Origin of the sequence: Kytococcus sedentarius DSM 20547, assembly GCF_000023925.1 — a bacterium.
GTDB classification, from domain to species: domain Bacteria; phylum Actinomycetota; class Actinomycetes; order Actinomycetales; family Dermatophilaceae; genus Kytococcus; species Kytococcus sedentarius.
Genome location: NC_013169.1, coordinates 1,068,778 through 1,082,693 on the forward strand (window position 1 = coordinate 1,068,778; position 13,916 = coordinate 1,082,693).

A 13,916-nucleotide genomic window follows, 5' to 3' on the forward strand; every position below is an offset into this window, starting at 1 on the left:
TGCTCCGGTACGGTTCACCGTCGCCCCCCTCGATGGGTGCACCCCGCATCGGAGGAACGATCGGGCCGGTTGACGGAGGTCTGTGCCCACGGAAGGAGGAGCGATGGCCACGAAGAAGAAGCAGGCGAAGGACGACCCGCGCAACAAGGTCGTCGCCACCAACCGCAAGGCGCGGCACGACTACATCATCGAGGACACCTACGAGGCCGGGCTCGCGCTCACGGGTACCGAGGTGAAGTCACTGCGGATGGGGCGGGCCTCGTTGGTGGACGGGTATGCCACGGATCGCAACGGTGAGCTCTTCCTGGAGAACGTGCACATCCCGGAGTACCTCAACGGGTCGTGGACCAACCACTCCGCGCGCCGCAAGCGGAAGATGCTCTTGCACCGTCACGAGCTCGACAAGCTCATCGGCAAGTCGAACGAGGCCGGCCACACCATCGTGCCGCTGCGGCTGTACTTCAAGGACGGGCGGGTCAAGGTCGAGATCGCGCTGGCCAAGGGCAAGAAGCAGTACGACAAGCGCCACGCCCTGCGCGAGAAGCAGGACGAGCGGGAGAAGCAGGCGCAGATGAGCCTGCGCTACCAGATGCAGCAGGGCCGCTGAGCGAGCTGCCCGCCCCCGTACCACCCACCCCGCGCAAACTGCCTTCTCCCCGGCCAGACTGCCCCGCGTGAACGGGGTCGCTTGGACGGGGAGAAGACAGAACCGGGCCCGTCCCGGGGGGCAGGGGCACTGAGGGCAGCGGGAATGCACTGGCCAGCGCCGGTGTTGACCAGTACGATGCACGACACCCGCTGCGGCGGGCATGATCCTTCACAACTGCACAGCGATGACGTGACCCCATGGGGATGATCGGTTTCGACGTCGATCACTGTCCCAGGGGAAGCGGGCCGAGAAGGCAAGGTCATCTCGTAAACGTTCCTTGCAAACCAATAGGTGCCAATTCCAAGCGCACCGACTTCGCCCTCGCCGCCTGAGCGAGCCCGAAGTCTGTCAGCCTGAGCTAGTTTCCGACTCAGTGCCTGGCATCATCTAGGAAACTTGCTGCCCAGCATCGTCGAGGTGCTGGGTGGGACTCTTACTCGACTGGGCCTGTCAGGAGACGTGTGCGTGCGAGTCCTGGGGCCGAGAAAATCCACAGCGCACTGCGCCCGGAGAAGCCCTGGTCGTGTGACGACGGACGCGGGTTCGATTCCCGCCATCTCCACCACCAGTGTCACGTCATCGCCCCGCAGTTGCGAAGCGCGAAGGCCGCCCCCGGAGAGATCCGGAGGCGGCCTTCGTCGTGTGCGTGGGGCCGCAGGTGCCCGCTCGGGGCGCCCGTGGCCGATGGGGTCAGTCCTCTTGGCCGATGACGGTCGTCCCCTGCTCCTGGACCGCCTGGCGCATCTCCTCGACGTCCGCCTCGGCGAACACGTGGACCAGCTGCGCCAGGTTCTCCTCCGTGTGGGCACCGGAGTCCAGGTGCAGGAGCATGCCCTGTCGGAAGATGACCGTGGTCGGCACGGAACGCACGCCGCTGGAGGCGTAGACCTCGGGGGCGGAGTCGTGGCTCACGAAGTAGAACTCGGCCTCGTCGGCCATCTGCTCGGCGACCCGCTCGACCACGGTCGTGTAGTGGCCGCAGGTGGAGCAGTGGGCATCGGTGAGGACGACGACCGCGGCCTCGGCGGACGTCACAGCGGACTCGAAGGTGTCATCCGTGAGGGTGGTGACCGGCATGCGGCAACAGTAGCGGACGGATCCGGCGTCATTCCGCGGGCGGGGAGTGATCCCGGCGACGTTCTGGGCTGCAGCGGCCCGGTCGCGGAGTCCCGGGCCGTCGATGCGCCACAATGGGGACATGAGTGCTGTGCCTTCGGCGTCCAATGCCCTGACCATCCGCCTGACCGCGCCCGCCCGGGCGACCACCATCGGGGAGCTGACCAGCGCCGTCGCCGCCGCGGGCGGCATGACGACCGCCCTGGACATCAGCGACTCCACGCCGCAGGCCATGACGATCGACCTCACGGTGGCCGGCACGAGCGCCGACCACAACGAGGAGATCGTCGCGGCGCTGAACGACATCGAGGGCGTGCAGATCGAGCGGATCTCGGACCGCACCTTCCTGGCGCACCTCGGCGGCAAGATCACGGTCGAGCCGAAGATGCCCATCCGCAACCGTGACGACCTCTCGCTGATCTACACCCCGGGTGTCGCGCGGGTCTGCGCGGCCATCGCGAAGAACCCCGAGGACGCCCGGCGCCTGACCATCAAGCGCAACACCGTCGCGGTGGTCACCGACGGCACCGCGGTGCTGGGGCTCGGCAACATCGGCCCGCTGGCCGCCATGCCGGTGATGGAGGGCAAGGCCGCCCTGTTCAAGCGCTTCGCGGACGTGGACGCCTTCCCGATCTGCCTGGACGCCAACGGCGTCGAGGACATCGTGGCCCACGTGAAGGCGATCGCCCCGGCCTTCGCCGGCATCAACCTCGAGGACATCTCCGCGCCGCGCTGCTTCGAGATCGAGCGTCGCCTGCGTGAGGAGCTCGACATCCCGGTCTTCCACGACGACCAGCACGGCACCGCCATCGTCGCCGTCGCCGCGCTGACCAACGCCCTGCGCGTGGTGGGCAAGAAGCTCGAGGACGTGCAGATCGTGCAGTCCGGGGCGGGTGCGGCCGGCACGGCGATCATGCGCCTGCTGATGAAGGCGGGCGCCCGCCACGTGACGGTGGCCGACGTCAACGGCATCGTGAACCCGGAGCGCGACGACATCAAGAACGGTGACGACGAGCAGCTCAAGTGGATCGCCGACCACACCAACCCCGAGCGTCACCGCGGCACCCTCCAGGACGCGCTGCGGGGGGCCGACGTCTTCATCGGTGTCTCTGCCGGGAATATCCTGACCGGTGACGACATTGCCACCATGAACACTGACGCCGTCGTCTTCGCGATGGCGAACCCCACGCCCGAGGTCGACCCGCAGGAGGCCGCGAAGCACGCGACCGTCGTGGCGACCGGGCGCAGTGACTTCGCCAACCAGATCAACAACGTGCTCGTCTTCCCCGGAGTCTTCCGGGGGCTGCTGGATGCCCGCAGCGAGACGGTCACCGACGACCTCATGCTCGCCGCGGCCCACGCCCTCGCTGACGTGGTGACGCCCGACGAGCTCAACCCGACCTACATCATCCCGAGCGTCTTCCACAAGGACGTCTCCACGGTGGTGGCCCGGGCCGTCAGCCGCGCCGTCGAGCGTGACGAGCAGGCCCAGGCACCCGGACCCAAGACGGAAGCGATTGCCCTGATGAACATTCCCACGAAGCGCACCGGCTCCCAGCGAGCCGACGCCTGATGCCGAGCAACGGACCCCGCCGAATCGGTAAGAAGCAGCGCTGGAGCAGCACCCAGAAGGCGTCGGCCAAGAGCGCCCGCATCGTCAAGGAGGATGCGAAGGCGGCGAAGAAGGCCACCAAGAAGAGGATCGAGCGCAACCGCGCGAAGCGTGACGCCGAGGCGGCCGAGTGGCGTGAGGGGCGCCGGGCGGCCGTGGGTTCCGGCAGTGACCGCCGTGACGACCGGGGCGGGTTCAAGGGCCGTGACGACCGCCGTGACGACCGGGGCGGGTTCAAGGGCCGTGACGACCGCCGTGACGACCGGGGCGGGTTCAAGGGCCGTGACGACCGCCGGGATGACCGGGGCGGGTTCAAGGGCCGTGACGACCGTCGCGACGACCGGGGCGGGTTCAAGGGCCGTGACGACCGCCGTGACGACCGGGGCGGGTTCAAGGGCCGTGATGACCGTGGCGGCTTCAAGGGCCGCGACCAGCAGCGCGGGGCCCGCCCGCTGCGCGACCAGCACGCCGAGCGCACGTCGCGCCACAACCCTGCCCGACCGTGGGAGGACCGCGTCGAGCAGCGCCGCGACGACCGCAGGCAGGAGCCGGTGGCGCCCGAGGCACGCACCCAGCCCCCGGCGCCCGAGACGTCCGCACCGGTGGCGCCGCCCGCCGACCAGGTGGAGAAGACGGCACCCGAGCAGACCCTCGCCGCCGCCCCGTCGGAGAAGGTCGAGCACCAGGGGCCCACCTTCGCCGAGCTGGGCGTCCCCCAGGTGCTCGTCGAGCGTCTGGCGCGCGACGGCATCAGCACCGCCTTCCCGATCCAGGCGGCGACGCTGCCGGACTCGCTGGCGGGCCGTGACCTGCTGGGCCGCGGCCGGACGGGCTCGGGCAAGACGCTCGCGTTCGGGCTGCCCACCATCGCCCGGTTGGAGGGCGGCAGGGCACAGCGCAACAAGCCGCGCGCCGTCATCCTGACCCCCACCCGCGAGCTCGCGATGCAGGTCTCCGACGCGTTGCAGCCGTTCGCCCACGTGGCCGGCCTGAAGCACAAGCTCGTGGCCGGCGGCCTGCCCTACCCGCCCCAGATCTCCGCCCTGGAGCGGGGTCTGGACATCCTCATCGCGACGCCGGGGCGCCTCATCGACCTCATCGAGAAGGGCGCTGCCGACCTCTCGGCCGTGGAGATCGCCGTGCTGGACGAGGCCGACCACATGGCCGAGATGGGCTTCCTGCCCGAGGTCACGCAAATCATGGACCTGATGCCCTCGGGTGGGCAGCGGATGCTGTTCAGCGCCACCCTGGACAACGGGATCGACCAGCTGGTGGAGAACTACCTGGTGGACCCGGTGACGCACTCCACCGACGACGCCACCGCATCGGTGACGACAATGGAGCACCGCGCCTTCCTGGTGCACCCGCACCACAAGAAGACGCTCACCAACCAGATCGCCGCGCGTGATGGCCGCACGGTGGTCTTCGTCCGGACCAAGCTGGGCGCCGACCGCGTGGCCGAGCAGCTGCGGGAGTCCGGCGTGTTCGCGGCGGCCCTCCACGGCGGGCTCAACCAGGCCCAGCGCAATCGCGTGCTGGCCGCCTTCAAGGACGGGGGCCTGCCGGTGCTGGTCGCGACCGACGTGGCCGCCCGCGGCATCCACGTCGACGACGTCTCGATGGTGCTCCAGGTGGACCCGCCGGCGGACCACAAGGACTACCTGCACCGCGCGGGCCGCACGGCGCGGGCCGGTGGCAAGGGTGTGGTGGTGACGCTTGCGCTGCCGCACCAGAAGCGCACCATGCAGCGCCTGCTGGACCAGGCGGGTGTGGACGCGAAGCCGCAGACGATGGAGCCCGACAGCGACGAGCTGGTGGCCATCACCGGCGCCGACGTGCAGCCGCGGGAGGCGGTGGACGAGTCCCGCGTCCGGCGGATGCTGGCGCCGCCCAAGCCGCCCTACCGAGGCGGCCGTGGTGGGCCCGGTGGACGTGGCCGCCCCGGCGGCCAGGGTGGCCGTGGTGGCTACGGCGGGCACGGTGGCCAGCGATCCGACCGAGGCCCGCGCCGCGAGGGCGAGGGCGGCCACAGCCGTGGCCCGCGCCGTGACGGCGGGGGCGGTGGTGACCGCAGGGGTGGCTACGGCGGCCAGGGTCGCTCCGGTGGTTTCGAGCGCCGTGGCCAGAGCGGCGGCTACCGCGGTCAGGGCGGCCCGAAGCGTGGCCCGCGCCGGCAGGGCGACTGACCCGCGTCACCACCGTGAGGCAGCTGCACGCCTGAGCTGCCCGCATCCGTGAACACCGCACCGGTGCTGATCTCGCCAGTCGAGACCAGCACCGGTGCGGTGTTCGATGCCGGTGGGCTCCGCCAGGGCGTGGCTGTCGGTGGTCGGCACTAGAATGCTCGGTATGCGTTCCACGACCCGGACCCCCACCCGCACCGCACCTGTCCACGCCGGCGCGGTCACGGTCATGAGCCAGCCGATGGACCCGGGTGGCCCCGGTGACCCGGGCGGCCTGTCCGACCCCGGGACCTCCACCGGTCTGCTGGAGCGGACCGAGCGCGAGACCCAGCCGGTCGAGCCCGGGGACCACGAGCGCTTCAGCCACTACGTGCGCAAGGAGAAGATCCTCGAGAGCGCGATGTCGGGCGAGCCCGTCACCGCACTGTGCGGCAAGATCTGGGTGCCCGGTCGCAATCCCGACCGCTTCCCGGTGTGCCCGGTGTGCAAGGAGATCCACGAAGGGCTCCGCGACCCGCAGGACGGCGGCGGGGACTCCGGCTCGGGCGACGGCAACTGAGCCCGGCGGCAGATGAGCACCTCCGCCGCCGACCACCTCTCACCCGCCTACCCCGACCGCGCTGCCTGGGGCACCGCGCCGAAGCTCCGCGCCTGGCAGTCCGAGGCCCTGGAGCGCTACCAGTCCCTCGCCGCATCGGGCGGGCGGGACTTCCTCGCCGTCGCCACGCCCGGCGCCGGCAAGACGACCTTCGCCCTGAAGGTGGCCGCCGACCTGCTGGCCGAGGGCGTGGTCACCCAGATCACCGTGGTGGCGCCCACCGAGCACCTCAAGACCCAGTGGGCCGATGCGGCCGCCAAGGTGGGCATCCACCTGGACCCGCGCTTCACGAACAGCCAGCGGGCCCACAGCCGGGACTTCCACGGCATCGCGATGACCTACGCGGGCATCGCCGCCGACCCCACCCTCCACGAGCAGCGCACCCGTGAGGCCAGCACCCTGGTGATCCTCGACGAGATCCACCACGGCGGTGACGCCCGCAGCTGGGGCGACGCCATCCGCCAGGCCTTCACGCCGGCCACGCGGCGCCTGTCGCTGACCGGCACACCCTTCCGCTCGGACTCCAACCCCATCCCGTTCGTCCGCTACGAGGAGGGTGCGGACGGCATCCGCCGCTCCGCCAGCGACTACGCCTACGGCTACGCCAACGCCCTGTCCGACGGGGTCGTGCGCCCGGTGCTCTTCATGGCCTACGGCGGCGCGATGAAGTGGCGCACCAAGGCGGGCGACGAGATGGCCGCCCGGCTCGGGGAGCCGCTCACCAAGGACCTCACCGCCCAGGCCTGGCGCACCGCGCTGGACCCGGAGGGGGAGTGGGTGCCCGCCGTGCTCACCGCCGCCGACAAGCGCCTCACCGAGGTGCGTCGCCACGTGCCCGATGCGGGGGGCCTGGTCATCGCGTCGAACCAGAAGAACGCGCGCGCCTACGCCCGTCACCTGGAGGCCGTGACGGGGGAGAAGCCGACCGTGGTCCTCTCCGACGATGCGGGGGCGTCCGCCCGCATCGAGACCTTCGCCGAGGGGGACTCGCGGTGGATGGTGGCGGTGCGGATGGTGTCCGAGGGGGTCGACGTGCCCCGGCTGTGCGTGGGCGTCTACGCCACCTCCACCCAGACGCCGCTGTTCTTCGCCCAGGCCGTGGGGCGCTTCGTGCGCACCCGCCGGCGGGGCGAGACCGCATCGATCTTCCTGCCCTCGGTGACGCCGGTGCTGGCGCTGGCCTCGGAGCTGGAGGCCGAGCGGGACCACGCGCTGGACCGTCCGGGGCCCACCGGTGAGGACGCGATCTGGGCGCCGGAGGAGGACGAGCTCGCGCGGGCCAACGCCAGTGAGCGGCTCAGCGACGAGCTCGGCCCCGGGTACGAGGCGCTGGAGTCCTCCGCCGAGTTCGACCACGTGCTCTTCGATGCCCAGCAGTGGGGCCTGGGCACCGAACCCGCCAGCGAGGACGAGGCCGAGTACTTGGGGCTGCCCGGACTGCTGGAGCCCGACCAGATGACCGAGCTGCTCCGGGAGCGGCAGGCCAAGCAGGTCTCACGGGGCAAGAAGACCGCCGCGCAGGGTGGGGAGCAGCCGATCGCCGCCCACCGCGCCCTGCAGGCCTCGCGCAAGGAGCTCAACAAGCTGGTGAGCGCCTACGCGCAGAAGAAGGGCACCCCGCACGCGACCGTGCACATGGACCTGCGGCGCCAGTGCGGGGGACCCTCCCTGGAGACGGCCACGCAGGAGCAGGTGACCCAGCGGATCGAGACCATCCGCCGCTGGTTCGTCGGGCGACGCTGACGGTCACGCGCATGGACCTCGTCGTGGCGCGCAGGGGCGAGGTCGCTGAGGTCGCCGCGGTCGTGGACGGCGTGGTGGGCCAGCGGTGGGATGTGCCGTGGGACGAGTTCCCCGGGTGGGTCGCCGAGCGCCTGCCCACAGGCGCCGGCACCGGGGCCGATGCCGTGGCCGGTGCCGGGGCCAATGGGGTGAGCGTGCGTTGGGTGTGGGCGGACTCCGCATCGGTCCACCTCCCGCTGCTGCGGGCCGGCGTGCGGGTGCCGCGCGCGGTGGACCTCGGCCTGCAACGCGCGATCCTGCGGTCGGCGGCCGCGGTGGCGCACACCGACTACGCCCGGGCGCCGGACTCCGTGTGGGACGAGGTGCGGGCTGCGGCGTCCCTGACCCCCGCCCCGCCGGCGGACACCGAGGTGGCCCTGTTCGACGTCGCGGCCCCGGGCCCGGACCTCGAGGCCTGCCTCGCCGAGCACCGCGCCCAGCAGGCCTGTCTGGCAGAGGCCCGCGACGGGGGCCGGTTGGCCCTGCTGTGCCACGCGGAGTCCGTCGGAGGCCTCATCGCGCAGGAGCTCAACCACGCCGGGGTCCCCTTCGACGCGTCCGTCCACCACGCCCAGCTCACCACCGCGCTGGGGGAGGCCGACCGTCACGGTGGCCGCCCGGCGCGGATGGCTGCGCTGGTCGCCCGCATCCGCGAGACCCTGGACGCCCCCGGGCTCAACCCGGACTCGGCGCCCACCCTCGTCGCCGCCCTGCGCCGCGCGGGTCTGGAGGTCACCAGTACCCGCAAGTGGGAGCTGCGCGGCCTGGACCACCCGGTCATCGAGCCGTTGCTGGAGTACAAGGCCCTGGCGCGGCTGTACACGGCCAACGGCTGGTCGTGGATGCGGCACTGGGTGCGCGACGGACGGTTCCGCCCGGACTGGGTGGCCGGCGGCGTGGTGACCGGCCGCTGGGCCAGCCGCGGGGGCGGGGCGCTCCAGCTGCCCCAGCAGATCCGCTCGGCGGTGCGCGCGGAGCCGGGATGGCGCCTGGTGGTGGCCGACGCCGCCCAGCTGGAGCCCCGGGTGCTGGCCGCGATGTCCCAGGACGGCGCGATGGCCCGTGCGGCGGCGGCCGGCGACCTGTACCAGGGCCTGGTGGACGAGGGCGTGGTCGACACCCGTGCCCACGCGAAGGTCGCGATGCTGGGGGCCATGTACGGCGCGACCTCCGGCGAGGCCGGTGCCCTCATGGCGCGGCTGCGCCGGGCCTACCCCCGGGCGATGGGGTGGGTGGACGCCGCCGCGGCCGCCGGGGAGCGGGGGGAGCGGGTGTCCACCTGGCTGGGGCGCACCTCACCGGCGCCCCCTGCCTTCTGGCGCGAGGCACAGGCCGCCGCCCAGCACCCCGACGCGTCCCCGGCTGCGGAGCGGCGAGCGCACTCGGCGGCCCGCGAGTGGGGCCGCTTCACCCGCAACTTCGTCGTACAGGGGACCGCTGCCGAGTGGGCCCTGTGCTGGATGGGTTTCCTGCGGCGGGGGCTGGACGACCTCCACGGCCCCGGTGGGATGCGGGAGGGGGACGGCGGACCCGGTGGGCTCACCGCATCGAGACCGGAGCTGGTCTACTTCCTGCACGACGAGGTGATCGTCCACGCCCCCGAGGAGTTCGCGGACGAGGTGGCCGAGTGCGTGCGGGAGGCGGCGCGCCGTGCCGGTGTGCTGCTGTTCCCCGGCAGCCCGGTGGACTTCCCGCTGAGCGTCGCCGTGGTGGAGTCGTACGACGCCGCGGACTGAGGGCGGTCGGTGGTCTGGGGCGCAGCCGCGGGCTGGCAGCGACGGTGGTGGGGGGGGGCGGGACGTGGCAGTGGTCGGGTCAGTCGCGGAGGAGCTCGCGGGAGCGTGCGGGCACCCGCTCGTCCAGCGCGATGACGGTGGAGGCGCGCGCCACGTTGGGGTGCGCGACCACAGCATCGACGACGTCCTGGAGGTCGCGGTTGCTCGCGGCCACCACACGCGCCAGCAGGTCCCCGTCACCGGTGGTGGTGTGCGCCTCGATGACCTGGGGGATGCTCGCGAGGTGCGCGGACACCGACTCGTGGCCCGGTGTCTGGTGCACCTGCAGGGTCACGAAGGCAGTGACCGGGTAGCCCATCCGTGCCGGGTCCAGACGCGGGCCCCAGGTGCGGATCACGCCCCGCTGCTCGAGCCGGGCCAGACGGGCGGTGACGGTGCCGCGGGCGACCCCCAGCTCGCGGGAGGCCCCCAGCACGCCGATGTGGGGCGCGTCCAGGAAGAGCCGCAGGATACGCCGGTCGAGCTCGTCGAGCCGGGACCGGGCGGGCTGGTCCTCGTCACTGTGCATGACGCACATGTTGCCACGTGTCAGGACGGACTCACTGAGCAGATTGTCCAGTGGTGTGAGCCTTGTTGGCAGGGACCAGCCGGTGTGATGCACATTACCCACATGACTGACACCACCCTGACCGCCCTGACGAACCAGGAGCAGGCCGAGAACCTGTCCGTCGAGCAGCTCAAGCAGCTGGTCGGCCTGGTGGAGTACGACGGCTCCAACGACCCCTTCCCGGTGACCGGCTGGGACTCCATCGTCTTCGTGGTGGGCAACGCCACGCAGGCTGCGCACTTCTACCAGTCGGCTTTCGGCATGGAGCTGGTCGCCTACTCCGGCCCCGAGAACGGCAACCGCGACCACAAGGCGTTCGTCCTGAAGTCGGGCAACATCAAGTTCGTGCTGAAGGGCGCGGTGGACCCCCAGTCCCCGCTGCTGGACCACCACCGCGCGCACGGTGACGGCGTGGTGGACATCTCCCTGGAGGTGCCGGACGTCGACCAGTGCATCGAGCACGCCCGCTCGGTGGGTGCCACGGTGCTCCAGGAGCCCACGGACCTGAGCGACGACCACGGCACCGTGCGCGTCGGCGCCATCGCGACCTACGGGGAGACCCGGCACACCCTCGTCCAGCGGGAGGTCGACGGGACCCGCTACGCCGGCCCCTACCTGCCGGGCTACGAGGCGCGCGAGGGCACCTACGTCAAGCGCGAGGGCTCGCCGAAGCGCCTGTTCCAGGCCCTGGACCACATCGTCGGCAACGTCGAGCTCGGCAAGATGGATGAGTGGGTGGAGTTCTACCACCGCGTCATGGGCTTCACGGACATGGCCGAGTTCGTGGGCGACGACATCGCCACCGACTACTCCGCGCTGATGTCCAAGGTGGTGGCCAACGGCAACCACCGCGTGAAGTTCCCGCTCAACGAGCCGGCGATCGCCAAGAAGAAGTCGCAGATCGATGAGTACCTGGAGTTCTACGGCTGCGCCGGTGCCCAGCACCTGGCCCTGGCCACGAACGACATCATCACGACCGTCGACCGCATGCGTGCCGAGGGCGTCGAGTTCCTGGCCACCCCGGACTCCTACTACGAGGACCCGGAGCTGCGTGAGCGCATCGGCAACGTGCGCGTCCCCATCGAGGAGCTGCAGAAGCGCGGCATCCTGGTGGACCGCGACGAGGACGGCTACCTGCTGCAGATCTTCACCAAGCCGATCGGCGACCGCCCCACGGTGTTCTTCGAGTTGATCGAGCGCCACGGCTCGCTGGGCTTCGGCATCGGCAACTTCAAGGCGCTGTTCGAGGCCATCGAGCGCGAGCAGGAGCTGCGCGGCAACTTCTGATCCGCGGCCTCCCGCCCCTTCGGGCGGTGAGCGCGCACGCACAGCGGGGCCCGGGAGCTGACTCCCGGGCCCCGCTGTGTGTGCCTGGTCAGGCGCGCTGGCGGCGGGCCAGGGTGGTGGCGCCGGCACCCAGCAGGCCCACACCGGCCAGGCCCACGGCCCACGGTGCGACCTCTGTCGATGCGGGCGCGGTGCGCCCCGTGTCGATGATCGGCCCGGTGCCGGGGTCGGTGTTCGCCACGTACCAGCGCTTGTCCTCCGGGACGATGCCCTCGGCCACCATCCGGTCCGCCCACTCCTCGTTGGAGGTGTCGTCGGGACGGACCTGCCCCGCGTAGTCCGCGAGGAACTCCCAGCCGTCCTCGGTGAACCAGTGCGGCGTGCTTCCCTCCCGGCCGGTGGCCTCCATCGTCTGCGAGGCGATGCGGACGAAGTCGCCCTCGGCGTCGAGCACGTAGTAGTCGGTGGAGAAGAGCATCGGCCCGTAGAGGCTGTCCACCGTGTTCGGCTGGCACACCAGGGACTGGATGCTCACCGACCGCATGTCGCTCTCGAGCCCCTGGGTCGCGTACGGCTCCTTGTCGCCGTTCGACCACAACCAGGACGGGTCGGAGCTGGTGAAGGTCACCGGCGACGGGGCGAGCTCCGCGGTGTCGGGGCAGGTCTGGGTGGCGTAGTCGACGCTGTCGTCCTGCTGGCCACCGATGAGCGTCCGATGGGTGTCGGGGCCGGTGATGATGAGGTCGTTCGTCTTGCCCGACTCGACCGTCAGCGACACCAGGCCGTCCCCGCTGAACGGCAGCTCGGTGAACTCACCGCCGACCGTGACCTCCCACGGGAGGTCAGGGGCATCGCCCGCGTCTCCGGTCGAGAAGGTGGTCGGCAGCGGATCGCGGGCCGGCGGCTCGCCGGGCTCGTCGGCGTGGGCCGCGCCGGCGAGCGGCAGCCCCAGCAGGGCGACGGTGGCGGCGGCGATGCGGATCGTGGTGCGAGACATGGTGAGAACTCTCCCCTCGGGTTCGGGCCAGTGGCCCGGTTGGACTGTCTGTCCACCTGTGACGCTAGCCACGTGCGGGAGCCGCGGGGGAGGGGCCCGCCGCGCTTGTGAGGCCTTTGTGCGCCGGGTGTGGCGGAACTGTGAGGGGCAGCGGTGGCGATCGCGGGGACGAGACAGAGGGTCAGGGCGGCGGTCATCGCCCCGGGCAGAACACGGGGCATGGGAGCTCCTCGTGCAGAAGGGCGGACGCGCGGTCCTATCAGGGCCTCAGTGCGTGCGGCCCCGGGCCACGAGGCCGGTGCCCGCTGCCAGGAGTCCCAGACCGGCCAGGCCAGCTGCCCACGGTGCGGCGGCGCCACCCGTGGTCGCCGCGAGACCGGTGTCGATGATGGGCCCATCACCCCGCGGGCGGGGGTCCTCCTCGCGCACGCGGTCGTCCAGCAGGGGGTAGGAGTCCACGACGACCCGGCCGGCCGGCCCGATGCGGAGGTCGTTCTCGACCTCGAACCGGTGCACGGACCCGTCGGCGGCGCAGTAGGAGCCGTAGACCATCACCCGGTCGGTGCCACGGGGGATGGGGTTCACCGTCAGGTCCGTGCGCTCGGCCGTGAGGGTGTCCTGCTGGTGGACCTTCGTGCCGGGCTCACAGTGCGGGTCCGCCTCGGCGCCGGCGGCGACGGTGACGGGGCGCGGCCCGCTCTCGGGGGCGTAGGTGTCCACGAGCCACTCGATGCGGGGGCTGCCGTCGGCCGGCTGCAGGTGGGCTCCCTCGAAGGTGGCCTGCCAGCTGTGGCCCTCGCCGTCCTCGGCGGGCTGCACCTCGAGGGTCACCTGCGGCGTGGGGGTGTCCTGCTCCCCGGGTGCCGCGTGGGCCGTGGAGGAGCCTGCGAGCAGCGCGCCTCCGGCCACCGCCGTGACGATCGCGAGGCGGGCGGTGGGTCGGGGGTGGTCCGCATGATGCTCCTTGTTCGGGGGAGGGTCGCCCCTCCAGCGTAGGTGCCCTGGCCGGGAGCTCAGGAACGGACCAGCCGGGTGATGGCTGCCGTCGCCTCCTTGACCAGGGCATCGGCCTCCGCATCACCGGTGCGGGCTGCGTCCACGACGCAGGTGCGCAGGTGCTCCTCCAGCAGCCCGAGCGCCACACCCTCCAGGGCGCTGGTGACGGCGCTGACCTGGGTGAGGATGTCGATGCAGTACTTCTCCTCCTCGATCATCCGCGCGATGCCGCGGGCCTGCCCCTCGATGCGGCGCATGCGCTTGAGGTAGGCCTCCTTGTCGGTGATGTACCCGTGGTGGTGGTCGTGCTCTGAGTGCTCCATGGCTCCTCCGGGGGTGCTGTCGGGGGGGTG

At 71.7% G+C, this 13,916-nt stretch carries 12 protein-coding genes and 1 other RNA gene; 8 read left to right on the plus strand and 5 right to left on the minus strand.

Annotation, left to right across the window (positions count from 1 at the left end):
* The first annotated feature begins 103 nt into the window (after nt 1-103).
* Entirely contained in the window at nt 104-607 is a 504-nt protein-coding gene (gene smpB / locus KSED_RS05105) for an SsrA-binding protein SmpB (protein ID WP_015779035.1), read from the plus strand.
* A gap of 241 nt (nt 608-848) precedes the next feature.
* Nucleotides 849-1,214: a transfer-messenger RNA gene (gene ssrA, locus KSED_RS14085) on the plus strand.
* A gap of 125 nt (nt 1,215-1,339) precedes the next feature.
* Here ssrA and KSED_RS14870 read toward each other — a convergent pair.
* Nucleotides 1,340-1,726 (minus strand): thioredoxin family protein, encoded by a 387-nt coding sequence (locus KSED_RS14870; protein ID WP_015779036.1) that lies wholly within the window; start codon nt 1,724-1,726, stop codon nt 1,340-1,342.
* Nucleotides 1,727-1,847: 121 nt separating this feature from the next.
* Between KSED_RS14870 and KSED_RS05115 the strand changes: the two genes are divergently transcribed.
* The 5 genes from KSED_RS05115 to KSED_RS05135 all read left to right on the plus strand — a co-directional run bounded on the left by KSED_RS05115 (nt 1,848) and on the right by KSED_RS05135 (nt 9,676).
* A complete protein-coding gene (locus KSED_RS05115; protein WP_041290868.1) occupies nt 1,848-3,338 on the plus strand; it encodes an NAD-dependent malic enzyme in 1,491 nt (496 codons plus the stop codon).
* Nucleotides 3,338-5,563, plus strand: coding sequence for a DEAD/DEAH box helicase (locus KSED_RS05120; RefSeq protein WP_015779038.1), 2,226 nt, complete (start codon nt 3,338-3,340; stop codon nt 5,561-5,563). The genes KSED_RS05115 and KSED_RS05120 overlap by 1 nt, the downstream gene beginning before the upstream one ends.
* 163 nt (nt 5,564-5,726) lie before the next feature.
* Entirely contained in the window at nt 5,727-6,119 is a 393-nt protein-coding gene (locus KSED_RS05125; RefSeq protein WP_015779040.1) for a DUF3039 domain-containing protein, read from the plus strand.
* Nucleotides 6,120-6,131: 12 nt separating this feature from the next.
* Nucleotides 6,132-7,901, plus strand: coding sequence for a DEAD/DEAH box helicase (locus tag KSED_RS05130; protein ID WP_015779041.1), 1,770 nt, complete (start codon nt 6,132-6,134; stop codon nt 7,899-7,901).
* 11 nt (nt 7,902-7,912) lie between these two features.
* Nucleotides 7,913-9,676 (plus strand): bifunctional 3'-5' exonuclease/DNA polymerase, encoded by a 1,764-nt coding sequence (locus KSED_RS05135; protein WP_015779042.1) that lies wholly within the window; start codon nt 7,913-7,915, stop codon nt 9,674-9,676.
* Nucleotides 9,677-9,755: 79 nt separating this feature from the next.
* On the opposite strand, the gene KSED_RS05140 is transcribed toward KSED_RS05135, so the two are convergent.
* A complete protein-coding gene (locus KSED_RS05140) occupies nt 9,756-10,244 on the minus strand; it encodes an Lrp/AsnC family transcriptional regulator (protein ID WP_041291283.1) in 489 nt (162 codons plus the stop codon).
* Nucleotides 10,245-10,346: 102 nt separating this feature from the next.
* Here KSED_RS05140 and hppD point away from each other — a divergent pair, with 102 nt between their 5' ends.
* A complete protein-coding gene (gene hppD, locus KSED_RS05145) occupies nt 10,347-11,570 on the plus strand; it encodes a 4-hydroxyphenylpyruvate dioxygenase (RefSeq protein ID WP_015779044.1) in 1,224 nt (407 codons plus the stop codon).
* 88 nt (nt 11,571-11,658) lie between these two features.
* Here the strand turns inward: hppD and KSED_RS05150 are convergent, their stop codons facing one another.
* The 3 genes from KSED_RS05150 to KSED_RS05160 all read right to left on the minus strand — a co-directional run bounded on the left by KSED_RS05150 (nt 11,659) and on the right by KSED_RS05160 (nt 13,886).
* Nucleotides 11,659-12,567, minus strand: a complete 909-nt coding sequence (locus KSED_RS05150; RefSeq protein ID WP_015779045.1) for a hypothetical protein — start codon at nt 12,565-12,567, stop codon at nt 11,659-11,661.
* Between the two features lie 267 nt (nt 12,568-12,834).
* Nucleotides 12,835-13,476: a hypothetical protein gene (locus KSED_RS05155; protein ID WP_015779046.1), complete on the minus strand. Its 642-nt coding sequence runs from the start codon at nt 13,474-13,476 to the stop codon at nt 12,835-12,837.
* Nucleotides 13,477-13,580: 104 nt separating this feature from the next.
* The gene (locus KSED_RS05160) at nt 13,581-13,886 is read right to left on the minus strand and encodes a metal-sensitive transcriptional regulator (protein WP_015779047.1); all 306 of its coding nucleotides are present in this window, start codon (nt 13,884-13,886) and stop codon (nt 13,581-13,583) included.
* Nucleotides 13,887-13,916: the final 30 nt, after the last annotated feature.

Coding starts and splice junctions, on each gene's coding strand:
- KSED_RS05115 (WP_041290868.1), top strand. CDS start 1,848: ATGAGTGCTGTGCCTTCGGCGTCCAATGCCCTGACCATCCGCCTGACC.
- KSED_RS05150 (WP_015779045.1), bottom strand. CDS start 12,567: ATGTCTCGCACCACGATCCGCATCGCCGCCGCCACCGTCGCCCTGCTG.
- KSED_RS05135 (WP_015779042.1), top strand. CDS start 7,913: ATGGACCTCGTCGTGGCGCGCAGGGGCGAGGTCGCTGAGGTCGCCGCG.
- KSED_RS14870 (WP_015779036.1), bottom strand. CDS start 1,726: ATGCCGGTCACCACCCTCACGGATGACACCTTCGAGTCCGCTGTGACG.
- KSED_RS05140 (WP_041291283.1), bottom strand. CDS start 10,244: ATGCACAGTGACGAGGACCAGCCCGCCCGGTCCCGGCTCGACGAGCTC.
- KSED_RS05130 (WP_015779041.1), top strand. CDS start 6,132: ATGAGCACCTCCGCCGCCGACCACCTCTCACCCGCCTACCCCGACCGC.
- hppD (WP_015779044.1), top strand. CDS start 10,347: ATGACTGACACCACCCTGACCGCCCTGACGAACCAGGAGCAGGCCGAG.
- KSED_RS05125 (WP_015779040.1), top strand. CDS start 5,727: ATGCGTTCCACGACCCGGACCCCCACCCGCACCGCACCTGTCCACGCC.
- KSED_RS05160 (WP_015779047.1), bottom strand. CDS start 13,886: ATGGAGCACTCAGAGCACGACCACCACCACGGGTACATCACCGACAAG.
- KSED_RS05120 (WP_015779038.1), top strand. CDS start 3,338: ATGCCGAGCAACGGACCCCGCCGAATCGGTAAGAAGCAGCGCTGGAGC.
- smpB (WP_015779035.1), top strand. CDS start 104: ATGGCCACGAAGAAGAAGCAGGCGAAGGACGACCCGCGCAACAAGGTC.